This is a genomic window from Flavobacterium sp. Sd200, from assembly GCF_009826935.1.
In the GTDB taxonomy this organism is placed as follows: domain Bacteria; phylum Bacteroidota; class Bacteroidia; order Flavobacteriales; family Flavobacteriaceae; genus Flavobacterium.
On sequence record NZ_WUMN01000003.1, the window covers coordinates 243,986 to 269,671 of the forward strand.

The following is a 25,686-nucleotide window of genomic DNA, read 5'->3' on the forward strand; positions in this document are numbered from 1 at the left end:
TTAACCCTAAATAGTTTTTTTTATTTTTGTTAAATATTTTGATAATTATATAAAATTTAAGGTTTTAACAATTGCTTTTTTGATTATAATGCATCAACTAAAACGTTTTCGTAAGATAATTTTTCAAATTAATTTAACAATGTGTTAAGTAGTTGTTAAATATTTATTTTTGTTTGTTCAAAACGAAAAGAAAAATTATGGGACACAATTACACGCTGTTCTTAAGTGGCTTGCGGCCATGGCGAACAAAGGGTAATTACAGCTTGCATCTTCCCGGGGAGAAGTCTGTAATTGCAAATCGGTCTATGCTGTTAACAGCATTATTATTTATTATAGGTATGTTGCCTGCCATGGCGCAAAATCTTTCCCAATATACTTTTACACAAAGTAGTGGAGCGTATAATGCAATAACAGGTGGAACTACACTAATAGCAACCGGGGTTGATTCCGGTGCTTCACCGGTAACCAATATTGGTTTTACATTTAAACTAAGCGGAGTTGATTATACCCAATTTTCTGCAAGTTCTAATGGATGGATAAGGTTAGGGGGAACGGTAGCAAGTAGTTTTACTACCACCCCTATAAGTAGTTCAGATAATGGGCCTGCAATAGCTTTCTTTTCGAGAGATGCTATTACCGGAGCTACTGATCCTGTAACATACCAGCTTTCTGGAACTGCTCCAAACAGGGTGCTTACAATTCAATATCCCGGATATAGGCCTCAATATAACAGCTCAACTAATACTGTTGATGTTCAGGTTAAATTATACGAAACTACCAATGTTGCTCAAATTATATATGGTACCTCTGCAAGGGCTACAACATATACAGGACAAGTAGGTATAGTAGGGGCTGTAACAACTAATTACAGTAACAGGACTACTACTACAAACTGGGCTTCAACGACTGCTGGAACTGCAAACAGTTCTACAATGACATGGTCTACGACTTCATTTCCGGCTTCGGGGCAAACATATACATGGGAACCTCCTACAACGCCTTATTTAACTCCTGGTGCAATAAGTTCGGCTTTTGGAAATAATTGTATAAATACGACTTCTGCAGACAGGAACTTTACTCTTGCAGGAGGTAACCTTACCGGCGATGTTACTGTAGGTGCGTTAGCTGGCTATACTTATTCTACAACTTCTGGCGGCAGTTACACTTCTACGTTAACATTGTCTCCTGTTTCAGGAAGTCTTTCTCAAACAGTATATGTTAAGCTTACTCCAACTGCTGTACAGTCTTACAGTGGTAATATTCCTGTTACAGGCGGCGGTACTACGGGTACAACCAATATAGCTGTTACCGGGGCGGGAGTAAATACTCAGGCTACCTCTACATTGGGTACTGCAATGGTAACTTCTACAAGTGCTGCTATTAATGCTACTATAAGTGCTTTAGGTTGTAGTAATGTTACTGCTTACGGTTTGGAATACAGTACAGCTACTTTTACAGGAGGCGCGGGTACTCCGGTAGCCGGAACAGGCTTTGGCGGTGCTGCAGGTGGCACTTTTACTGCTTCAATTTCGGGTCTTCAAGGTAGTACAACCTACTATTACAGAACTTTCGCTACTAATGCAGGAGGTACATATTATAGTAGTGTAGGAACTTTCGTTACAGCCTGTCCAGCGGTTGTTCCGTCATATACGAACAATTTCAGTACATTTCCCGGCACTTGTTGGACTGCGGCATTATCGGGCGGTACTCCGGCTACGGGACCTACTGCAACGACTGCTAACTGGGTAGCAGATGGTTTTCTTAACAATACTGAAACCGGAGCAGCAAGAATAAATTTATATACAAATAACAGAGCAAGTTGGCTAAGGTCAATACCGCTAAATTTATCGTCGGGTGGACCTTACAGGGTTAAGTTTGATTATGGTGTTACTGCATATACAGGAACAGCAGCTCCTGCAACAACTACAACTGATGATGTTGTACAGTTTCTTATCTCTACAGATGGAGGAGCTACATGGACAAGTTTACAAACCTGGACATCTCCTAACAGTACTATATCTAATACCTCTAATCAGTATCTTTATAATTTAACGTCATATAACAGTGCCAATACTGTGTTTGCTGTTTATGCTTCAGACGGTACTGTTGATGATGCGCCGGATTATAATTTCTATGTAGATAATTTTGTAGTAGAGGCTATACCTAACTGTGAGCCTGCTACGGCTTTAACTACAAGTGCTATAACCAGTACAACAGCAACTATAAACTGGGGAGCATCTACTTCTGCGCCAGCCAATGGCTATGAATATTATTATAGTGATACTAATACTGCTCCAACAGCATCGACAACTCCTTCAGGTAGTGTTGGCGCAGGAGTATTAAGCGCTAATATTGGTAGTTTAGCTGCTAATACAACCTATTATTTTTGGGTAAGGTCAAACTGCGATAACGTAAATAAATCAGTTTGGACAGGTTCGACATTTTATACGGGTTATTGCTTACCAACTGGTGGTACTACATATTATATAACTAATTTTACGACTACAGGTGGTAGTACGAATATAAACAATACAACCACAGCAAGTACAGGAGGCTACGGAAACTATTCTGCGCTGTCTTTCTCACAATATGCTACAGGTGTTGTAAATTTCTCTATTACACCATCTGTTGGAACAAATTTATATTATATATGGATAGATTGGAATAATGACCTTGATTTTGCTGATTCTGGTGAGGCTATTGTAGGAACAACAGGATATTCGGCATCATACTCAGGTTCATATACAATACCAGCCGGTACAGCTGTAGGTACTTACAGGGTAAGGGTGGCTAATAGTTGGTCTGGTGCAATTACTTCTTCCTGCGGACCTGCTGCAAATGGTGAGTTTGAGGATTACACGCTAAATGTTGTGGCTCCGCCTTCATGTTTTCAGCCTACTGGTGTAACATCATCTGCGGTTGGTGCTACAACTTTCACTGCTGCATGGACGGCGCCGTCAACGGCTCCATCGGCAGGTTATCAGTACGAAGTAAGGTCATCTGGGGCTGCAGGTAGTGGTGCAACAGGCCTTGCTGTAAGTGGAAATACAGGTGCGGGTATTACAACGGCATCTGTAACAGGGTTAGCCCCGGCTACTGCCTATACAGTTTATGTAAGGGGTAACTGTGGAGATACCTTTAGTACCTGGGCAGCTTCATCATCTTTTACTACACAAAACTTAACTCCTGTAGTATGGACAGAACCATTTGCTGCTGCGACTACCTTGCCAACAGGCTGGACACGATCTACAACGGACTGGATAGTAAACAGTACAAGTACTGCTATAGGTAATACTACAGGTAACTCTATTTATGCAAATTTCTACTGGGAAGAAGATTGGGATGGATTTTATTACGGTTTAACTACAGCAAACTTCTCTACCATAAACGTTGGTCCTCTTGGTGCTAATGACAAACTTACTTTTGACTATAAGCATGCAAATTATAGTACACCTTTTGCTGCCCCTGGAACAGGAACAGGTAATTTTGTAGTTCAAGTTTCGACTGATTATGGTACTACATGGGTAACTCTTGAAACCGTACCGAATAATACAAACGGTGGTTGGCAGACTAAAGGATATCCTTTAGCATCTTATGCTGGCCAAGTTGTCAAAATCCGTATTACAGGAAATTGGACAAGTGGAGACTATTATTTAGGTTTTGATAATTTTAGTATAGCTCCTGCTCCTGCTTGTGATTTGCCATCTAGCGTACTGGTTACGCCTTCTAATATTACCGCGGCCTTATCATGGACAGCACCCGGTGTTGCACCGAGTAACGGTTATGAATATGAAATAAGGACATCTGGTGCGGCAGGTAGTGGTGTTACTGGATTGACAACATCTGGTACATCGGCAACAACTTCTGCTACAGCTACAGGTTTAGCTCCAAGTACAGCATATAGCCTCTATATTCGCAGTAATTGTGGTTCTGAAAATAGCGCATGGACAGTAGCAACAACATTTACAACAACATGTAACCCATCTCCGCTGCCTTATCTTGAGGATTTTGAGTCGGTAACTACACCTGCTATACCATCATGTACCTCTATGCAAAATGCGGGGTCTGGTAATAACTGGACAACATCAAGCCCTGCAACAACAGGATTTACAAGTAAAAATCTTACCTATGCATATCATTCTACTAATGCTGCAAACGCATGGTTTTATACAAATGGCATTAGTTTAACAGGTGGTACTTCTTATACAATTTCATATAAATATGGTACCAGTGCAGCAACTACCTATGCAGAAAACTTAAGAGTTGCATATGGTACAACTGCAGTAAATACAGCAATGACAACTGTACTTGCTACTCATGCCGGTGTGCTTACCGGAGGTGCGGCATTATCTAATCAGGTTATATTTACAGCTCCTTCTACGGGTGTATTCTATTTTGGTTTCAATGTCTATTCTATAGCAGATAGAGCTTGGCTGTATGTAGATGATATTTCGGTTATTGTAACTCCAACATGTTACCCTCCTACAGCAGTAACTGCTTCGGCGGTGACAACAAACTCTGTTACTTTAAGCTGGACTGCTCCTACACAGGTAACGCCGGTTTCATACGAGTATGAAGTGCGTTCATCTGGTGTTGCAGGAAGTGGTGCTACCGGCCTTGCGGCAAGCGGTAACCCAACTGCTGCTACAGTAAACGTTACAACAGGTTTAGTTTCTAATACAAGCTACACTGTATATGTGCGTTCATTCTGTGGAGGATCTGATTACAGTGCTTGGACTGCTGCTTATACATTTAAAACAGAGTGTAATACTTTTACAACAGGATTTACACAAAATTTTGACAGTGTTGCTGTTGGTGGTACAACAAATCCAAGCCTGCCTGATTGTTGGAGTTTTATAGACGGCGGTACAGGCTATGGTTACACATCTGCCACAACACCTAACTCTGCACCAAACAATTTCTATATATATAATAATGATGATAATGCAGGTAATTATATATTGGTGTCTCCGCAAACTGTAGATCTTGGTAATGGCACATATAGGGTAACTTTTTATGCAAGATCAAGTACTAATGGCTATGCATTACAATTTGGTACTTTGAGCGACAAAACAAATGCAGCTACATTTACTCTTCTGCAAACGATCACATTAACAACTACTCACACAAGATATTCCTTTAATATTCCTGCCGGAACAAATGATTATTTTGGTTTCCGTCATGGTTTAGGGGGTACTTACAGAGGTGTTTACGTTGATAGTGTTGTTTATGAGCCTATACCTTCTTGTTTGCTTGAACCAGCAGGTACTTTTGCATCATCTGCAATTACATTATCGGGTGCTACAATAACATGGGGAGCTTCATCTCCTGCTGCACCTAACGGATATGAATATTACTATACAACAAATAGTGCTTTAAATCCTAATAATACTGCAGTAACAATAGCGGGTAGTACAGCTGCCGGAGTATTGACTGCAAACCTTACAAGTTTATCGGCAGAAACCGTGCATTATTGGTGGGTACGTGCTGTGTGTGAAGACGGAACACCTGGAATATGGGTAAGTGGCGGAAGTTTCAATACAGGATACTGTATTTCTTCGTCATCTTCTACGTCTTATTATATTAACAATTTTGCCACAACTGGCGGAACCAGTAATATTACAAACAATGCTTCTGGTTATACTGCAGGCGGTTATGCTGATAACCGATCACAGGCAGTAACCCAGCAACAGGGAGGAACCGTTAATTTCACATCTTCATTTACAGGTGGAACTTTTGGTTTCTCAGTGTGGGTAGACTGGAATAATGACCTTGATTTTGCAGATTCAGGAGAGCAGATGTTCGTTACATCAGGATATGTAAGTTCTGTAACAAATAGCTTTATTGTACCTCTAACTGCGTCTGTAGGCAATCACCGCATGAGAATATTGGCGCATTTCAATAATACTGCACCGTCTAATCCTTGTTATACTGCTTACAACGGTGAAGCAGAAGATTATACTATAACAGTAACTGCACAACCTGCTTGTACAGGAACACCTGTTGCGGGTACTGTTAGTGCATCGGTTTCTACAATTTGTAATTCGGGAACATCTGTACTTACGGCTTCAGGCTTTACAACAGGTTTCGCAGGAATACAGCTTCAGTGGTATAATTCAGCAGGAGCTATATCGGGTGCTACAAATGCAACATACACTACGCCAACATTAACGGCTACAGAAACGTATGTTTTAAGAGTTACTTGTACAGAAACAGGTCTTTACTCTCAAACAGCTCCTGTTACTGTTACTGTTAACACACCGCAGGTTACTGCTACTACCCCGGCTACAAGATGTGGAGATGGTACGGTAACGTTGTCTGCTACAGGATCTGCGGGAACCACATTAAACTGGTATGCTGCATCTACAGGAGGCACGGCACTATTTACCGGTGAGAATTTTACCACTCCGGTTTTATCTGCTACAACTACTTATTATGTATCAGCAAGTATAGCAAGCTGTACATCTACACCTCGTGTAGCAGTTGCTGCTACTGTTACGGCTGCTCCTGCATTTGCTTTAAGTGCTTCAGCTATCAGTGCATGTTCGGGTTCTGCTTCTTCTACGGTAACTATTGCAAGCGGAAGTTCAGATTATGATTCATATGTATGGTCGCCATCTGTGGGTGTGTCTGGTAACAATACGTCGGGGTGGACATTTGCTCCGTCAGCTACTACGACTTATACTCTAACTGCTACCAATACAGTGTCTGGATGTGCTAAAATTGTTACTGTTGCTGTAACAGCTCTATCTGCTCCAAATGCTATTACAATAACATCTGCGACCACCCCAACAGGAGCAGATAGTTGTAGTCTTGAGTATATGCAGCTTTCAGCAAATGGAAATGTTGTAAATGATGTTGAGATACTAACACAAAACTTTAATACTACAACATTGCCTACAGGTTGGACTACTGAGATGGTAGGCACATATAATGCCTTCATAAGTTCAAATACTACTTCAGGAGGTAATACGTGGCCTTCTGCACCAGCAGGATATGGCGGTACAGGTTATGCAGTTTATTTCTATACTTATCTAATAAGCGCAGGTGCTTCGGGTGGTATGGAATCACCAGCCATTGATCTTAGTGGATATACATCTGCACAATTAAAGTTTTATATATTTAACGGTGATGGTACAGATGTATTGAAAGTATATGCCAAAAATGGAACGGGGGCTTATACTCAGTTAAATACTACTTCATATGGAGTATATACCAGTTGGACTCAGATTACAATTGATTTAGCGTCCTTTACAGGTGCAGGATTTACTTCTGTAAAACTTAAGTTTGAGGGTACTTCTGATTATGGAAGTACAAATATTGGACTTGATAATGTTCAGGTAATGGGAAGTCAGAATTTACCTGTTACATGGTCTCCTTTTACAGGACTTTATACAGATGCTGCGCTTAATACGCCTTATACAGGTACTAATGCAACAACGGTTTATGCTGCTCCAAGTGGATCTCAGCTTTACACAGCTACCGCTACAAATTCTAACGGATGTACTAAAACTGCCACAGCTACTGTAGAAAACTATGTTAAGCGTTATGTAGGTGCTAATACAAGTTGGACAACTCCTGCTAACTGGTTCCCGACAGGTGTTCCTACCTCTGCAGATTGTGTAAGCATCCCAACAGGAAAAAGCGTGACTGTTTCTACAGGAACAGCACTTACAAAGAACCTTACTGTTGCCTCAGGTGCTACCGTTACGGTTAATACTGGCGCTACACTTAGTGTAGAAAACAAGGTGACCAATAACGGTATTTTAGCTGTATTGAATAACGCTGCTCTTTTACAAAGCACAGCAGCTACTACGAATAGCAATACAGGTAATGTTACCGTTATAAAAAACAGTAATGCATTATTCAGGTTAGACTATACTTTGTGGTCATCACCTGTAAGCGGCACCCAAACCCTTGGAGAGTTCTCACCACAAACCACGGTAGGCCGTTTCTATGAGTATGGTATAGATGCAGGAGTGGAGCAATATCTAATCGTTCCTCCAACCACTACCTTTACATCGGCTAAGGGCTACCTTATCCGTATGCCGAACGGCAACCTTTCGGTTCCGGGTTATAATGCAGGCAGTGGCTCATACAGCTACATAGGAAGCTTTGTGGGTACACCGAACAACGGTAATGTAAGCATCCTTGCCTCTACGGCAGGCGACCGCTACACCGCAGTAGGTAACCCTTACCCATCGCCAATAAGCGTTGTAGACTTCTTTAACGGCAACAGTGGTGTTATAGATGCTACCTCTTCGCTGTACTTCTGGAGGAAGAAGAACAACTCGGCTACCTCGTCTTATGCCTCATTGAACCTTACAGGCTTTACTGCCAACCAAAGCCAGTCGGTAGACGGTACAGGAGGACAGGGACAGTCAGGCTTCTATCCTAACAGTGGTCAGGATTATAACTTAGGCTGGATCATATCACAGGGTCAGGGCTTCTTTGTTCAAACCAAATCAGCGCCAACAGCCACGCATATTACCTTTACAAACAGCATGAGGAGGGCAGCGCCAACCAATGGTCAGCAGTCATTCTTCAGGACCGGAGCCCCTGTCATGTCACGCTACTGGTTGAACCTTACCGATACCCAGGGAGGCTTTAGCCAGGCACTTGTTGCCTACAGCGAAAACACCACTATGGGCTTAGACTATGGTTATGACGGTAAGATACTGAACGATGGCGGCAGGGTAGCTTTATACTCTGTAGCTGAAGCTACCAACCTTAGCATACAGGCAAGGAGTGCATTTGTAGTGAGCGATGTTGTTCCTATGGGCTTTACAGCCTTGGCAGCAGGGCAGTACAGCATTGCCATAGACCGCAAAGACGGGCTGTTTGACGAGGGTCAGGAAATCTACCTAAAAGACAACCTTCTGGGCACGGTGACCAGCCTTGAAGAGGCTTACACCTTTACCAGCGAGGCCGGTACGTTTAACGGCAGGTTTGAGGTGGTGTATGCAGCCAGCCCATCATTGGGAGACGACGACCATATCTTAAATGCCAACAGTGTTATGGTATTCAAGCAAGGCAATGGCATAGCCATCAACACAGGCTCAGCTGCAATGAACAGCGTAACGATCTACGACATACGCGGCCGTCAGCTATTCACAAGGTCAGGCATCAATGCAACAGAGACAATTGTAAGCGGCCTGCAGGTAGAACAGCAGGTGCTTATTGTAGAGGTTGACACTGTAAAAGGAAAAGTCAGCAAACGCATAATTTTCTAATCCCCCGGTTGCTTTAAACAAGCATCCAAAACTTAAATCCCCACGCAGCGCGTGGGGATTTTGTTTTTATAGTAATTTGTTGTGTTAATGCTTTTGGTGTTTTTGTTTTAAAAGTGTTAAAAATTTTAATTGTGTTAATAGTTGTATTTTAATTTTTAAAACGTAAAAAGTTAAATTCAAATTCTTAAGGTAAAATAATTTTTGTTAATGATTTTCACTACTAGGTTCATCTATCATATGGTGCTTTTTTGTCGGTTATTTTTGCTTTTAGTCTGTATTTATGTAATTTTTAGTTAATTACTTTCTGTGTTTTCATAATTATAACAGGTTTTTTTATAATTAAATTTCACTAAAAAATACAAATATGTTAATTTATCGTGTTAACTCATAAGGTAGAAATCAAATAGCAAAATAACGAAATCGATTTCGTAAATTATTTAATAATTATTTGAGGTGAATGTTAAATCATTATTAATAATGTTAAATTTAGAGATATTTTAAAATATTTATACAATGGAAAAAAACTACAACTTGTTCCCGCGAGTTATGAGCGAGCAATCGCTGCCGAGGGGGAGCAGTAGCACAACCATTCCCAACTGGTGTGTTACATTTATGAAAAGGCATTCGGTGCTGTGGACGGCATTGATGTTATTAACAAGCATGGCGTCCTGGTCTCAAATAGGCTTGCCTTACACGGAGAATTTCTCAACGATTGCGGCAGCTAATGGCCTTCCTACGGTTGCAGGAGGGGCGTGGACAAGATCCGGAACTACTGCTAATCAACCTACTTACATTGCTAATCAGGCTACTTATAACAGGAGTGGCAATGGCGACACAAGATTTATTGCGTTCAGGTATGATAACAGTACCAGATATTATTTTGTTGGACCTTTTGCTCTTTCAACAGGTACTTCATATACGGCGAGTTGTTTGTATAAGGCGGACGGATTAACGGGCTTTGGACCATTGGCTTTAACTTATGGTACTACCGCAGCAGCAGGCACACAGACCAACACAATTGCATCTGTTGCTGCGGATATTGTAAACGCAAATTATGCAACTCTAACGGGTGCTTTTACAGTAGGCACTACCGGAAATTATTATTTAGCAATACGTTGTACGGCTAATGGTAACCCCTGGTACTTATCAGTAGATGATTTCAGCCTTAATGTAACTCCGGCCTGCGTTGCACCTACTGGGCTTGCAGCGACACTTACTTCGGCTACTACTGCTAATGTTAGCTGGAACACAGTAGCTTCTGCAACAAGTGGCTACGAATACGCGGTAACCACATCATCTACACCACCGGCAAGCGGTACTTCTACTACAAGTACATCAGTAAGTGGGGTTGCTGTGGTTGCGAATACAAATTATCTTCATGTGCGTTCTAATTGTGCTACAAATGGGTATAGTGCCTGGACTACTTATTCATTCTATGTAGGCTATTGTACGCCTGCACCTATATCTGTAGATGGAACAGGGATAACGAATGTTACTATGGGCACTATAAATAATACTACAGGAGCAGAAACGGGTAATTATGGTAATTATTCGAGTATGATAGTTTCTGTTGGTCAGGGTGTCACACAATCAGTAAATATTACTTACAGGACTGGTTATACCTATGGAACAAAAATTTGGGTAGACTGGAATGATGATTTTGATTTTACAGACTCAGGAGAACTTGTATATACAGGTCTTTCTACAGATGCAAATCCTACTACGTTAGCTGCCAGTTTTACTGTGCCGTTAACTGCTGCGTTGGGCAACCACCGACTGAGGATAGGAGGAACAGATACTGATTCTGGTCCTGATACACCTTGTTATACAGGTACATATGGTGCTTTTGAAGACTATACTCTAAATGTTACATTACCACCAAGCTGTACAGCCCCTACAGGTGTAACGGCTACTGCTACAAGCAGTAGTGTAACAGCTTCCTGGACGGCCTCCACCAGTACTCCAAGTGGTGGTTACCAATACGAAATAAGAACATCAGGAGCTGCAGGAAGTGGGGCAACAGGCCTTATTACCAGCGGTACTGAAACCGGTACTACACACACATTCACAAGTCTTTCGGGTTCAACCAATTATTTTGTTTATTTAAGGTCTGATTGCGGTAGCGGTGATTACAGCTCATGGGTATCTGTTAGTGCAACTACGTTACTTGCCAATGATGCATGTACTGATGCTATTGCGGTTACTTGTGGTAGCTCTACATCAGGTACAACAGTCGGGGCTACAAACGAAAATATGACAGTTTGTGGTATTTCAGGTGTGACCTTACAAAATACTCCCGGAGTGTGGTATAAATATGTAAGTGACGGTAGTGATGTAACATTTACTACTTGTTCTACTACTTCCGGAGACTCCAGAATTGCTGTATATACAGGCACATGCGGTGCATTGACGTGCGTAGCAGGGAATGATGATAATAATAGCTGTAGTGGTAACACATTATCATCAGAAGTATTGGTAAGTACAACATCAGGAACCACTTATTATGTATTGGTTTATTCATTTACATTTAGTCCGGGAACCAATCCTATTAACTTTATCCTAAATGTAAATTGTGTAGCACCATGTACACCGGCTACCGGTAACGATGAGTGTGCTACTGCAAGCGCTCTTACAGTAGGGACTGCGTTGAACACAAATAATACATGTTCAACACCAAGTGCCAATACATATCCTACTTGTGGCAATCAGTTTGGAACATATTATGATACCTGGTATACTTTTAATTCAGGTTCTAATACTTCTTTAGAAATATCTACAACAACGTTATCTCCTGTAGTTGTAGGTTATGCTTTATATTCAGGTACATGTGGTTCATTAACATCAGTTGCCTGTACGCTTACAGGCACATCATCTATTGTTACTGTAACAGCAAATACTACATACTATGTTAGGGCTATTTCTAACTCAGCTGCTAACAGGGGTAATTTTACCTTGTTAGTAAAAGCACCGTGTTTTGCTCCTACAGGTTTAACGGTAGCACCATCTCACAATTTTGCTACAGTTTCCTGGACGGCATCTACAAGTGCACCGTCTGGAGGGTATGAGTATGAAGTTCGCAGTAGCGGAGCAGCTGGTAGTGGTGCTACAGGTTTAGTGGCATCTGGTACGGCATCATCTACATTCAATGTTAGCGGATTAACTCCTCAAACAACTTACACAGCATATGTAAGATCAGTTTGTGGTACAGGTGATTACAGCTCATGGGCTCAGGCTACAATAACAACCACAGCTTCATGTGTAGCGCCTACAGCTCTTACAACCACAGCATATGCTACAACTGTAGATGTAAGCTGGACACCTCCTGCTGCAGGAGTTATACCAGCGGGCTATGAGTATGCCGTAACAACATCTGCAACTGCTCCTGCATCAGGAACATTTACAAGTGCAACTTCTGTAACCGGAATTTCTGTTTCACCTTCAACCTCATATTACCTTCACGTAAGGAGCAGTTGTGGTGGCGGAGATTACAGTGCATGGACAAACAGGGCGTTTACAACTCCTGCTTTATGTGCGGTGCCTACTGCTTTAACGTCTACAGTAACGTCTACGACTGCCACTATTGGCTGGACAGCTCCAACAACTCCTCCGTCTGGCGGATATGTTTATGAGCTAAGGACATCAGGTGCAGCGGGAAGCGGCGCTACAGGCCTTGTTACTACAGGTACAGAAACAGGAACATCGCATACTTTTACAAGTCTTTCATCGAGTACAGCTTATACCCTATATGTTCGTTCTGATTGTGGAAGTGATACATACAGTACATGGACACAAAGAGCGTTTACTACTACTTATCTTAATGACGCTATTGCTGATGCCATTGCTGTTAGTTGTGGGCAAACGTATACAGGTTCTACAGCAAATGCTACTAATGACCAACCAAACCCTGCGGTATTTGGAGTTAATAATACTGCAAGCCCTAACGTTTGGTACACATATACTGGTACTGGTACTCCACAGCAAATTACTGCAAGTTTATGTGGCTCATCTTTTGATACTGCAATTTTAATAGCCACAGGAACCCCTGGTAACCTTACTTATATTGCTGGTAATGATGATAGCACAGCATGTGGGGCAAACTCTATACAATCTGAAGTTATATTTAATTCAGATGGAACTACTACTTACTATATTATGGTAAGAAGTTTTATGACTGCTACCGGTAGTTTTACATTAAATATTACATGTTCAGCTCTTTGTACACCAGTGGCAACTAACGATGAGTGTGCTAACGCAACAACTTTAACGGTTGGTACTGCTTTAGCTACAAATAATACTTGTGCTTCTGCAAGTTCACAATCTTATCCAACATGTGGACCAAGCCAGTTTGCTTCTTATTATGATACATGGTATACTTTTAATTCCGGTTCTAATACTGTTTTAGAAGTATCAGCTACAGCAACAACTACAGCAACTGTAGGCTATGCGGTTTATTCAGGTACATGTGCCGGAACCCTAACTCAGATAGGATGTAGTAATACAGGTGTTGCTGCGAATATTACATTAACTGCCAATACGGTTTATTATTTAAGAGCTTTTTCTACTACAACCGGAGCAAGAGGAGATTTTTCTTTATTGGTAAAAGTTCCTTGTCTTATACCTACTTCAATAACTGTTGCAGCTACATCTACCACTGCAGCTACAGTAAACTGGACAGCATCTGCAAGTGCACCAACTTCATATGAATATGAAGTGCGTTCATCAGGCGCTGTTGGTAGTGGTGCAACAGGTCTTGTAGCAAGTGGAATCGTTACCGGAACTTCATTAAGCCTTACAGGCCTGCCATCAAATACTTATCTGGAGGTATATGTGCGCTCGGTTTGTAGCACTGGCAATTACAGCCCATGGACAGGAGCTTATTTCTCTGTGCCATACTGTTTTCCGGCTGCTGAGTATATAGGAACAGTTTACATTTCAGATTTCTCTACTACAAATGGTTATGCTAACATTGCTAATAACACAGGTACAGATACAACGCTTTATATAAATTATCCTACTATGGCAGTTAGCCAGTCTGCAGGTAATACATTTAATTATAGTATTGTTGTACCTGCTTATACTGTGGCAGCCATCTGGGTTGATTGGAATAACGATTTTGATTTTGATGACCCGGGTGAAAAAGTTGCAACACATAATGGCTATGGCTTTGGTGCAACTACCTTTACCGGGACTATAACCGTGCCGGCAGGTACAGCACTTGGCAGTTATAAAATGAGGGTTCGCTCCGGTGATGCATTTGAAGATACTGCCGGAACAGCATGTAGTTTGTATTATGAAGGTCAAACCGAAGATTACACTGTTAATGTGGTTACACCTCCGTCATGTTACATACCAACAGGGGCTACAGCAACGCCTACTTCTTTTACTGCGGCTGCCTTCAGTTGGACAGCGCCTACAGCAGGAACTACTCCAGTTGGTTATGAATATGCTGTAACGAATTCGATAACTCCTCCGGCATCAGGTACTGAGACTACAGCTACCACTGCAACAGCGGAAAGTTTAACGATCAACGCTTACTATTATTTGCACGTAAGAACAAATTGCGGAACAAATTACAGTGATTGGACTACAATATCATTTTATCAGGGATATTGTATACCATCACCTCAGTCTGTAGATGGTTTAGGTATAACGAATGTAACAATGGGTACTATTAATAATACTACCGGATCTGAACCTGGCTATTATGGTAATTACAGCAGCCAGATTACAGATACTGCCAGAAGTACCTCTGTTAACTTCAGTATTACCTACGCAACAGGATTTACATATGGTACAAAAATATGGATTGACTGGAATAACGATCTTGATTTTACAGATGCAGGAGAACTTGTATATACAGGACTTTCTACAGCTGCAAACCCTACAACTTTAACAGGGTCGTTTACAATTCCTCTGACAGCTTCTTTAGGATACCACCGTATAAGGATTGGTGGCACAGACCTTGATTCAGGGCCAGATACTCCTTGTTATTCAGGTACCTATGGTGTGTTTGAAGATTACACAATAAATGTAACAGAAGCACCTACCTGTAATGTTCCTACATCAGTTACAGCATCGGTTACTTCTGTAACAACGGCAACTGTAAACTGGGTAGCACCTGCAACAGGAACGCCAACAGGTTATGAGTATTATTATAGTACGACTAATGCCACACCTTCGGCCGGAGCAACTATAAACGGCAGTGTAGGAGCAGGAGTATTGACTGCAAATGTTAGTAGTCTAAGCCCTAGTACTACTTATTATGTATGGGTAAGGTCTGATTGTGGCGGTACCGATAAATCTGCTTGGGCAGGACCGGCTACGTTTACAACACCATGTGATGCTTTAGCGACATTCCCTTTTACTGAAACTTTTGAAACAGCAAGTACTTCAAGGTCATGTTGGTCTCAGGTTCAGGTAGATGGAACTGCAAGCTGGACGTATGCTACAGGAGCCGGAGGCGGAACTGTAACAGCTGCACACGGCGGTACGACTAATGCAAGGTTTGTGAGCCAGTCTGGAACAGAGTCTCCTATAACAAAACTGATTACACCAATGCTAAACCTTTCGGCTGTGACCAACCCAATACTTGATTTTTGGTATGCTCAGCAGGATTGGTCAGGCGACCAAAATGAACTTAAAGTATATTACAGGACCAGCCTTTCGGCACCATGGGTAGAACTTGCTCATTATACTGAAAGTATTGCTTCATGGACCCATGTTCAAAATATACTTTTACCTAATCCATCTGCGACATATCAAATTGCTTTTGAGGGTATTAATAATTATGGACGCTCAAATGTTATTGATGATGTAACTGTAAAAGAAGCCAGCTGCTTTAGCTGGACAGGTACTGTGAGTTCTGTATGGACTGTGCCGGGCAACTGGTGCGAGGGCATTGTGCCGGGAGTGGCAAATGATGTAATTATTGCCAGTGCTACAAACGCCCCTGTAATTGCAGCAGGTACAACCGTAGCTGTAAACAGTCTTACAGTTAATACAGGTGCCTCACTTACTGTAAGTACTGGAGCTACTTTAAGTGTAAGTAATGCGCTAACTACCAATGGTACATTGACTGTTCAAAACAACGCTGCTCTTTTACAAAGCACAGCAGCTACTACGAATAGCAATACAGGTAATGTTACTGTAATCAAAAACAGCAACCCATTATTCAGGTTAGACTATACTTTGTGGTCATCACCGGTAAGTGGCACACAAACCCTTGGAGAGTTCTCACCACAAACCACGGTAGGCCGTTTCTATGAGTATGGTATTGATGCAGGAGTGGAGCAATATCTGATCGTTCCCTCAACCACCACCTTTACAGCGGCTAAGGGCTACCTTATCCGTATGCCAAACGGCAACCTTTCGGTTCCGGGTTACAATGCAGGCAGCACCTCATACAGCTATATTGGAAGTTTTGTGGGTACACCGAACAACGGTAATGTAAGCATCCTTGCCTCTACGGCAGGCGACCGCTACACCGCAGTAGGTAATCCTTATCCATCGCCAATAAGCGTTGTAGACTTCTTTAGTGGTAACAGTGGTGTTATAGACGCTACCTCTTCGCTGTACTTCTGGAGGAAGAAGAACAACTCGGCTACCTCGTCTTATGCCTCATTGAACCTTACAGGCTTTACAGCCAACCAAAGCCAGTCGGCAGACGGTACAGGAGGACAGGGACAGTCAGGCTTCTATCCTAACAGTGGTCAGGATTATAACTTAGGCTGGATCATATCACAGGGTCAGGGCTTCTTTGTTCAAACCAAATCAGCGCCAACAGCCACGCATATTACCTTTACAAACAGCATGAGGAGGGCAGCGCCAACCAATGGTCAGCAGTCATTCTTCAGGACCGGAGCCCCTGTCATGTCACGCTACTGGTTGAACCTTACCGATACCCAGGGAGGCTTTAGCCAGGCACTTGTTGCCTACAGCGAAAACACCACTATGGGCTTAGACTATGGCTATGACGGTAAGATGCTGAACGATGGCGGCAGGGTAGCCTTATACTCTGTAGCTGAAGCTACGAACCTTAGCATACAGGCAAGGAGTGCATTTGCAGCAACCGATGTTGTTCCTATGGGCTTTACAGCCTTGGCATCAGGCCAGTACAGCATTGCCATAGACCGCAAAGACGGCCTGTTTGACGAAGGCCAGGAGATCTACCTTAAAGACAACCTTCTGGGTACGGTAACCAGCCTTGAAGAGGCTTACACCTTTACCAGCGAGGCCGGTACGTTTAACGGCAGGTTTGAGGTGGTGTATGCAGCCAGCCCATCATTGGGAGACGACGACCATACCTTAAATGCCAACAGTGTTATGGTATTCAAGCAAGGCAATGGCATAGCCATCAACACAGGCACTGCTTCAATGAACAGCGTAACGATCTACGACATACGCGGCCGTCAGCTATTCACCAAATCAGGCATCAATGCAACAGAGACAGTTGTAAGTGGCCTACAGGTAGAACAGCAGGTACTTATTGTAGAGGTTGACACTGTAAAAGGAAAAGTCAGCAAACGCATAATTTTCTAATCCCCCGGTTGCTTTAAACAAGCATCCAAAACTTAAATCCCCACGCAGCGCGTGGGGATTTTGTTTTTATCTCGTATAATTAATTCTACTCTTTATTATAAGCTTCTTCTATTTGGGCGATATCAAGTTTTATCATTTTAGACATGGCTTCAAAAACATTTAGAGCCTTTTTGGGGTTGCTATCCGTAATGTATTTATCAAGAATAATGGGTGTTATCTGCCACGATAGGCCAAAAGGGTCTTCAAGCCAGCCACATTGTATTTCTTTTCCACCATTGGCAGTAAGACTGTTCCAATAGTGATCTATCTCCTCCTTTGTTTCGCAATTTACTGTAAAAGATACAGCCTGTGTAAACGGAAACTCAGGTGTGCCATTGAGCAGCATAAATTCCTGATTTTCTATTTCAAAAACAGCCGTCAGTATTTCGCCCGGCAAAATAGGGCTTTCTTTAGGGTAATAAGAAATAACTTTAACTTTAGAGTTTCTAAATACACGTGTGTACAGATCGAGTGCCTCGTTTATGCGTCCGCTAAACCAAAGGCAGGGTGTTATTTTTTGCATAGCTGTATTGTTTGATAATTAAAATTACTGAAACAAACTATAAATAACGCTGTGCAAAACCGACAATAAAAAGGGGAGTACAGGCCATAAAAAAAGCAGCCGGGTTACGACTGCTTCTCAATATAATGTATATAAACAGGATTAAAACTGCTCTCTGCCTGCAAAGTGGAAAGCACTTTCTATTGCTGCATTTTCATCGCTGTCAGAACCATGAACGGCGTTCTCGCCTACAGATGTTGCATATTTTTTACGGATAGTACCCTCGGCAGCATCAGCCGGATTGGTAGCACCAATAAGTTTACGGAAATCTTCTACGGCATTTTCTTTTTCAAGAATAGCAGCCACAATAGACCCACCCGACATAAATTCTACAAGGCCGTTGTAAAATGGCCTTTCGCTATGCACGGCATAAAAAGCCTGAGCATCGGCAACGGTAAGCTGGGTTAATTTTAAAGAAACTATTTTGTAGCCTGCTTCGGTAATCATAGATAATATACCGCCAATGTGCCCGTTTCTAACGGCATCCGGCTTGATCATAGTAAAAGTTCTGTTTGTAGCCATAGTGTTTTAAGATTTTACGGCAAAAATACGGGTTTTGTATTAATTGTTAAAATTTAGGGAGTTTCTTTCCGGGATTTTTTTAAAATAGATAAAGCGCTACAAAACGATACAGTTAAACTCCTGTGCCAAAGGTTTAAGTTGCCTGTAAAGCTCATCCATTAATTTGCCATCGTGGTCAAGATAAAATTGAGAGAAATTAGCCTTGCGTTCCTGTAACGACCTGCCCGGAAAAAGCTCATCCTGCAACTGTGTAATACGCTCCAGTTTTTCTGAGTGGCTGCGTTTTTCTGAGCGGAGTAACTTTTTTTCAAGGTTTTCGAGTCCTTTTAGCTGTTTGGTTTGCTGTGCTTTTACTGCCCCGATAAAAGAAGCATCGGTTTGTGCAGCTATTTGTTCTAACTTTTCGAATTGCAGCTTTAAGGCCTCTTTTTGTTCTATAAGATCGAGTTGAAAAGCCGAGAATTCCTGTACTTTTCTGTTTACTAAGTTTTGTTGTTTTTCAAAAACATCGGTCCAGCTAAGATGTAGTCTGTCAAGCTTTTCAGCCTGTTTTTGTGTTGCCAATACTACCGAATTCCTGAGTAGGAGTATGGGGAAAGTTACTCTTGATGCTTCAAAGAACGATTTGAGTTCCAGCCAATAGGCCAGTTCGCCACCACCGCCAATATAGCATAGGTTGGGTAAAATAACCTCCTGGTATAGCGGACGCATAATAACGTTCGGGCTAAATTTTTCAGGATTATTTTCTAATTCAGTAAGCAATTCAATTTCAGTAAAAACAAGCTCGGTGTTGTTAACGTAATATTTACCCTCTTCAAGAATAATGCGCTCCCTAAGATTATGCTCTATATAAAAAAGGTTTATTTCGCGCGGATTAACCTGTATGTTGTAGTTCTTTAAAAACTCGGAAGTCTCAGCCACTTTTTGATGGGAGGTTTGACTAAGCAACTCTTCTTTTACATAAGGAATAAACAATTTTTTAAGTTCACGGTTATCGCCATCTACAATTACCAATCCTTTGTCTTTAAATAATTCGTTGGCAAGGTAGCGGGTGGCTTCGGTTAAATTATCATGTTTAATATAGGCTTGTTCAAACAGTTCTTTAAGCCATTTGGCGTTAGTGCCAGGACCAAGCTCTTTACAAAATACATTTGCCACGGCCTCAAGACCATTGGTAGACAGTCGTCCTACAGGCCCACTGCTTTCGCGCGTCCATTTAATTTTTTTATCCTTAAAATTAAAGTAGTTTATCTCTTCAAAATCATGATCTTCGGTAGCCATCCAGTACACCGGTACAAAATCATGATCCGGATATTCCTGTTTAAGCTCTTTAGCCAGATTAATAGCCGAAACTATTTTATATAAAAAATACAATGGGCCTGTAAATAGGTTAAGTTGGTGGCCAGTAGTAATGGTAAACGTTTTTTCAGACTTTAAAAGGTCGATATTGGCCTGCGTGGCAGCCGATACTTCAATGCCTTTATACTGTTCCTGCAATGCTTTTGTAAGTATGCTGCGATTTTCAGTACTGTAGTTTTGCTGTTTTTCCTCAAGCTGCAATTTAAAATTTTGCAGGGTAGGAAAGCGGTGGTACAGCGGCTTCAGGCTATCGTGCTGGTTTAGGTAATCGGTAATAAGCGGGGTGAAATATCCTGAACTCTGATAGCTGATACAGTCTGATGGCATTGTAATTTAATTTTTGTAAAATTAAGCAAAAAAGCCGTTGATAGTATCTGTAAGCATTTAACGTGTTGTTAATGCCTGACTAAAGCACTTTTTTAAGTTTTGGCAGGCCAACGTTTTTAAGCGTTTCGTTAGCTTTATCAACTTTTGCCTGAAAAAGAGGCTTGTTTTTAAAGGCTTTCAAACTATTGTCTATAGTTACAATCGGGGTTTGCCTTTCATTAAGTTCGTCTATAGTTTTCATAATTATTTTCGTTTTATTAGAAAAGCATCAAATTCTATACCTTTTTCAAAAACAACCCATGTGTTGTTTAGCAATCCGTAAATATCGAAATGTATAATAGCTTCCTCATAGTATTTTGTTATACCCATTCTGTATAATCTCGTTCTTACCGGTGTACTGCCAACAGCATATACCCAAGCATCACGGTATCTATCAGTAAAAGCATATACAGCCGAAACAACAGTAGCTAACACTTTTTCGCTGTCTCCGTTGTTAGATATAGCCAAATCGTCTATGTCTCCTGTGGCAATATCCTTATCCCCAAAACCAAGGTTATAAAAATCTTTTAAATGAGTTTCACTAAATTTAATCAGTTTAGGAATTTTTCCTTTTACTCCTTCACTTGTAAACTCAAATAAAATTAATGAATTTTCTGCTTTTAATTGATATTTTGATAAATTCAAGACTCAGGTTTATTGGTTTGAAATACAGTCTGATGGCATTGTAATTTAATTTTTGTAAAATTAAGCAAAAAAGCCGTTGATAGTACCAGTCTGTATTTAACGTGTTGTTAATGGGGATATACCCAAAATCCCCTCATCCCATATTTAAAAAATATCCCGTATTTTTGCACCCTTAAATCCCCATAGTTTTGAGTGCCAAAGTATTTATAATAACACCTCCCTTTACACAGCTTAACACGCCCTATCCGGCTACGGCATATATAAAGGGTTTTCTTAATACAAAAGGCATCACTTCTGTTCAGGCCGACCTGGGCATCGAGGTAATACTCAAGCTATTCTCCAAACAGGGTCTAACCAACCTGTTTAACCGCATTGAAAGTAACCTAACAATCAATAACCAACACTTAACAGCCAGCTTTGACGATCCGAGTGAAGCTATCCCCCCTCTCCTTTGGAGAGGGGCCGGGGGTGAGGCTCTTTCAACCAATTCCCAGCGCATCCTCGCCCTTAAAAATGAGTATCTTAAAACCATAGATGCCGTAATCCTGTTCCTGCAGGGCAAAAATCCCACACTGAGCCATCTTATTTGCAGCGAGAATTTTTTACCAGAAGCTTCACGCTTTGCACAACTTGAAGAACTCGACTGGGCTTTTGGAACCATGGGGGTTCAGGACAAAGCAAAGCACCTTGCCACGCTCTATCTTGAAGATATATCGGACCTTATAGTAGAGTGTATAGATCCGCATTTTGGCTTTAGCCGCTACGCCGAACGTTTGGGCAGGAGTGCCAACTCATTCGACGAGCTCTATGGAATGTTGCAACAACCCTTTACTTATATTGATGAGATTTTGATAGGGTTATTGTATGAGAGGATGGAAGAGGTTAACCCGCAACTGGCATGCTTTTCGGTGCCGTTTCCGGGCAATTTATATGCGGCATTCCGGAGTGCGCAGTATATTAAAAAGCATTTTCCGGGTGTAAAAACGGCTATGGGAGGCGGTTTTCCTAATACTGAACTACGCTCGCTAACCGATGCCCGTGTAATGGACTTCTTTGATTTTATTACACTCGATGATGGAGAGGCCCCGCTGGAATGCCTTATTGAGCATATTGACGGTATGCGCGATGTAAACCAGTTAAAGCGCACCTTTGCATTGGTAGATGGAGCCATTAAATATATAGACAACTCCGGTTGCCGCGATTATAAACAGGCAGACGTAGGTACGCCCGATTACAGCGATCTGTTATTAGATAGCTATATATCGGTTATAGAAATTGTAAACCCGATGCACCGCATGTGGAGCGATGGGCGTTGGAACAAGCTCACCATGGCGCATGGCTGCTACTGGGGCAAGTGTACGTTTTGCGATATTTCGCTTGATTACATTAAGGTGTATGAACCTGTGGCCGCCCGCCTGCTGGTAGACCGTATGGAAGAGCTTATTGCGCAAACAGGGCAAAATGGTTTTCATTTTGTAGATGAGGCTGCTCCGCCTGCACTAATGCGCGAAGTTGCCCTCGAAATTTTACGACGCAACCTTGCGGTTACATGGTGGACAAACATTCGCTTTGAAAAGAGCTTTAGTGCCGACCTTTGCCGACTCCTTAAATTATCGGGTTGTATAGCGGTTTCGGGTGGTTTAGAGGTAGCGAGCGACAGGCTTTTAGACCTTATTCAGAAAGGGGTAACTGTAGCACAGGTTGCCCGCGTTACCCGAAATTTTACCGAAGCTGGTATTATGGTGCATGCCTACCTAATGTATGGCTTCCCAACGCAAACCGCACAGGAAACTATAGACAGTCTGGAAATGGTGCGTCAAATGTTTGAAGTGGGCATATTACAAAGCGGTTTTTGGCATCAGTTTGCCATGACAGCGCACAGCCCAGTAGGTATGTATCCGGAGCAGTTTGGTGTTTTAAAGGAGACTGATGCTATTGGCAGTTTTGCCAACAACGATATTGTGCACGTAGATAAAAGCGGTGCCAACCATGATAAGTTTAGTTTTGGGCTCAAAAAATCACTGTTCAATTTTATGCACGGCATTTGTTTTGACTATCCATTGCAGGACTGGTTTGAGTTCAAGGTTCCTAAAACTAAAGTTGAGCCTGATTTTATATATAATGTTTTACAGGAAGACGATAATTTTACTATAAAACCTACCGCTAAAATAGTATGGACAGGGGGCAAGCCCTATACAGATTTTGTTGTAAAAACTAAAAAAGGCAGAAACTTTGAAAACGCCCAGCTGACCTTTCATGATAAAAGGGAAAGTTTTACCATACAGTTAGAAAAAGGGCAGGGGATATGGCTTGCTGATATTTTACAAAAGGCAGATGTAACTAATAAAGCTCTTGGTTTTGCACAGCTAAAGCAAAGTTATGAAGATGCAGGGCTGGATGATTTTGAATTGCTTTGGTACAGCAAACCTATTAACACATTGCGTGAATTTGGACTGTTTGTGCTTTAAAAAAAGACACAAATTTCACGGATTTACACAAATTATAACTCGTGTTCATCAGTGAAATTTGTGTCTTGCAATCTCTTAAAAAAGAAATTTAAAACTTTCTTTTTCCCTGTATTTCTGTAAATTTCTTGAGTTGATCGGGTGAAAGTATAGGTTTCATTTTCTCTTCTATACGATCGTTTATGATTTTTCCGCGGTCACGGCGTTCGTCGTTGGTAATGTCTTTAGCAGCCATTAACTCATTTATAGGGTCGCGTTGTTCTTCTATAATAGTGCGCACCGCTGCTTTTTGAAAATCGTCCAGCTTAAGTTCTTTAGTAAAATATTCTACGGTTTGCTCTACAAAATCTTTTTGCTCTCCTTTGCCACGTTGGCGGCTGCTATAACGGTCGCTGCCTCCTGTAGTATCCCATCCGCGGCCATATTGGGCAAATGCGGCTGTAGATAAAAATAATGAGAGCAGTAAAAATGCATAATGTGTTTTTAGTTTCATAAAGCAAAGTATTAATTATCAAACTTAATAAAAAAAGCTAAAGCGTCGTGCCTTAGCTTTTAAAATTTTTAGTTCGCAGCCACTGTTGCCGGAACCCCATAGAGGTCGAACTCGGTAGCATCGGTAATAATAATATCTACAAACTCGCCTGTTTTTAAATAGGCAACAGTTGCATCTATAAGTACTTCGTTATCAACATCGGGGCTATCAAATTCTGTACGGCCTACAAAATGGGCACCTTCTTTGCGGTCTATGATACAACGGAAAGTTTTGCCTATTTTTTCTTGGTTCAGTTCCCAGGATATCTGGCCCTGTATCTCCATAATTTCGTTGGCACGCTGTTGTTTTACATCGGCAGGAACATCATCTTCAAGCAGGTAGGCATGCGTGTTCTCTTCGTGGCTGTAAGTAAAGCAGCCCAAACGCTCAAAGCGCATTTCCTGTACCCAGTCTTTCATGATCTGGAAATCCTCTTCCGTCTCACCAGGGTAACCGGTAATAAGTGTGGTGCGTATGGTCATACCCGGCACAGCCTCACGAAACTCTTTTAAAAGTTTAGTGGTTTTTTCCTGTGTTGTGCCACGACGCATCGATTTTAATATTTTATCAGATATATGCTGTAGCGGAATATCAAGGTAGTTACAAATTTTAGGTTCGCGCCTCATCAGTTCCAGCACATCCATAGGAAACCCTGTTGGAAATGCATAGTGAAGTCTTATCCATTCTATACCCTCCACCTTAACAAGATTTTCCAAAAGCTCTGCAAGGTTACGTTTTTTGTACAGGTCAAGTCCATAATAAGTTAGGTCCTGAGCAATAAGAATAAGCTCTTTAACACCGTTTTTAGCAAGTCCTTCGGCTTCTTTAACCAGCTTTTCTATAGGCTGGCTCACGTGTTTTCCGCGCATTAGCGGAATGGCACAAAAACTGCAAGGTCGGTCGCAACCCTCGGCAATTTTTAAATAAGCATAATTTTTTGGGGTAGTGGTAAGGCGTTCACCAAGCAGCTCGTGCCTGTAATCGGCACCAAGGGCTTTAAGAAGGCCGGGCAGTTCGGTAGTGCCAAAATACTGGTCTACATTTGGTATCTCCTTCTGTAGGTCCGGTTTGTAGCGCTCACTAAGGCATCCGGTAACAAAAACCTTGTCTACAAGGCCCTGCTCTTTTTTGTCTACATAATTAAGTATCATGTTAACCGACTCTTCCTTGGCATTGTCAATAAATCCGCAGGTATTGATAACAATAATGTTACCTTCCTCATGGGCGGGAGCTTCGTGGGCAACATCTTTGCCGCTGGCACGCAGCTGACCCATAAGCACTTCGCTGTCGTAAACGTTCTTAGAACAGCCCAGCGTGATTACATTGATTTTATTCTTCTTTAACGATTTGGTTCTCATGTACTTAAAATTGGAGTGCAAAATTAAGCATTTTATTGACAGCGAAGCAGATAATGCAGTTAAAATT

10 protein-coding genes are annotated in these 25,686 nt (G+C 41.7%); 3 read left to right on the forward strand and 7 right to left on the reverse strand.

Annotated features, from left to right (window positions below; genetic code table 11):
• The first annotated feature begins 197 nt into the window (after positions 1–197).
• Positions 198–9,233, forward strand: coding sequence for a GEVED domain-containing protein (locus GR160_RS10375; RefSeq protein WP_237421206.1), 9,036 nt, complete (start codon positions 198–200; stop codon positions 9,231–9,233).
• A 513-nt stretch (positions 9,234–9,746) separates the two neighbouring features.
• Positions 9,747–17,771, forward strand: coding sequence for a GEVED domain-containing protein (locus GR160_RS10380; RefSeq protein WP_160749802.1), 8,025 nt, complete (start codon positions 9,747–9,749; stop codon positions 17,769–17,771).
• An 85-nt stretch (positions 17,772–17,856) separates the two neighbouring features.
• Here the strand turns inward: GR160_RS10380 and GR160_RS10385 are convergent, their stop codons facing one another.
• The 5 genes from GR160_RS10385 to GR160_RS10400 form a co-directional block, all read right to left on the reverse strand.
• Positions 17,857–18,333, reverse strand: coding sequence for a VOC family protein (locus tag GR160_RS10385; protein ID WP_160749803.1), 477 nt, complete (start codon positions 18,331–18,333; stop codon positions 17,857–17,859).
• 141 nt (positions 18,334–18,474) lie between these two features.
• Positions 18,475–18,894 carry a nucleoside-diphosphate kinase gene (locus tag GR160_RS10390; protein ID WP_160749804.1) on the reverse strand — a complete coding sequence of 140 codons (420 nt, stop codon included), beginning with the start codon at positions 18,892–18,894 and terminating at the stop codon, positions 18,475–18,477.
• 96 nt (positions 18,895–18,990) lie between these two features.
• The gene (gene bshC / locus GR160_RS10395) at positions 18,991–20,580 is read right to left on the reverse strand and encodes a bacillithiol biosynthesis cysteine-adding enzyme BshC (protein ID WP_160749805.1); all 1,590 of its coding nucleotides are present in this window, start codon (positions 20,578–20,580) and stop codon (positions 18,991–18,993) included.
• A 79-nt stretch (positions 20,581–20,659) separates the two neighbouring features.
• Positions 20,660–20,821, reverse strand: coding sequence for a hypothetical protein (locus GR160_RS19315; protein ID WP_202390761.1), 162 nt, complete (start codon positions 20,819–20,821; stop codon positions 20,660–20,662).
• Positions 20,822–20,823: 2 nt separating this feature from the next.
• Positions 20,824–21,264, reverse strand: a complete 441-nt coding sequence (locus GR160_RS10400; protein WP_202390762.1) for a hypothetical protein — start codon at positions 21,262–21,264, stop codon at positions 20,824–20,826.
• A gap of 188 nt (positions 21,265–21,452) precedes the next feature.
• On the opposite strand from GR160_RS10400, the gene GR160_RS10405 reads away from it, so the two are divergent.
• On the forward strand, positions 21,453–23,732 hold the full coding sequence (locus tag GR160_RS10405) for a radical SAM protein (protein WP_160749806.1): 2,280 nt from the start codon (positions 21,453–21,455) through the stop codon (positions 23,730–23,732).
• Positions 23,733–23,820: 88 nt separating this feature from the next.
• Here the strand turns inward: GR160_RS10405 and GR160_RS10410 are convergent, their stop codons facing one another.
• Both GR160_RS10410 and rimO read right to left on the reverse strand, forming a co-directional pair.
• On the reverse strand, positions 23,821–24,222 hold the full coding sequence (locus GR160_RS10410) for a hypothetical protein (RefSeq protein ID WP_160749807.1): 402 nt from the start codon (positions 24,220–24,222) through the stop codon (positions 23,821–23,823).
• Between the two features lie 68 nt (positions 24,223–24,290).
• Positions 24,291–25,619 (reverse strand): 30S ribosomal protein S12 methylthiotransferase RimO, encoded by a 1,329-nt coding sequence (gene rimO, locus GR160_RS10415; RefSeq protein WP_160749808.1) that lies wholly within the window; start codon positions 25,617–25,619, stop codon positions 24,291–24,293.
• Positions 25,620–25,686: the final 67 nt, after the last annotated feature.

Coding starts and splice junctions, on each gene's coding strand:
- GR160_RS10375 (WP_237421206.1), top strand. CDS start 198: ATGGGACACAATTACACGCTGTTCTTAAGTGGCTTGCGGCCATGGCGA.
- GR160_RS10380 (WP_160749802.1), top strand. CDS start 9,747: ATGGAAAAAAACTACAACTTGTTCCCGCGAGTTATGAGCGAGCAATCG.
- GR160_RS10385 (WP_160749803.1), bottom strand. CDS start 18,333: ATGCAAAAAATAACACCCTGCCTTTGGTTTAGCGGACGCATAAACGAG.
- GR160_RS10390 (WP_160749804.1), bottom strand. CDS start 18,894: ATGGCTACAAACAGAACTTTTACTATGATCAAGCCGGATGCCGTTAGA.
- bshC (WP_160749805.1), bottom strand. CDS start 20,580: ATGCCATCAGACTGTATCAGCTATCAGAGTTCAGGATATTTCACCCCG.
- GR160_RS19315 (WP_202390761.1), bottom strand. CDS start 20,821: ATGAAAACTATAGACGAACTTAATGAAAGGCAAACCCCGATTGTAACT.
- GR160_RS10410 (WP_160749807.1), bottom strand. CDS start 24,222: ATGAAACTAAAAACACATTATGCATTTTTACTGCTCTCATTATTTTTA.
- rimO (WP_160749808.1), bottom strand. CDS start 25,619: ATGAGAACCAAATCGTTAAAGAAGAATAAAATCAATGTAATCACGCTG.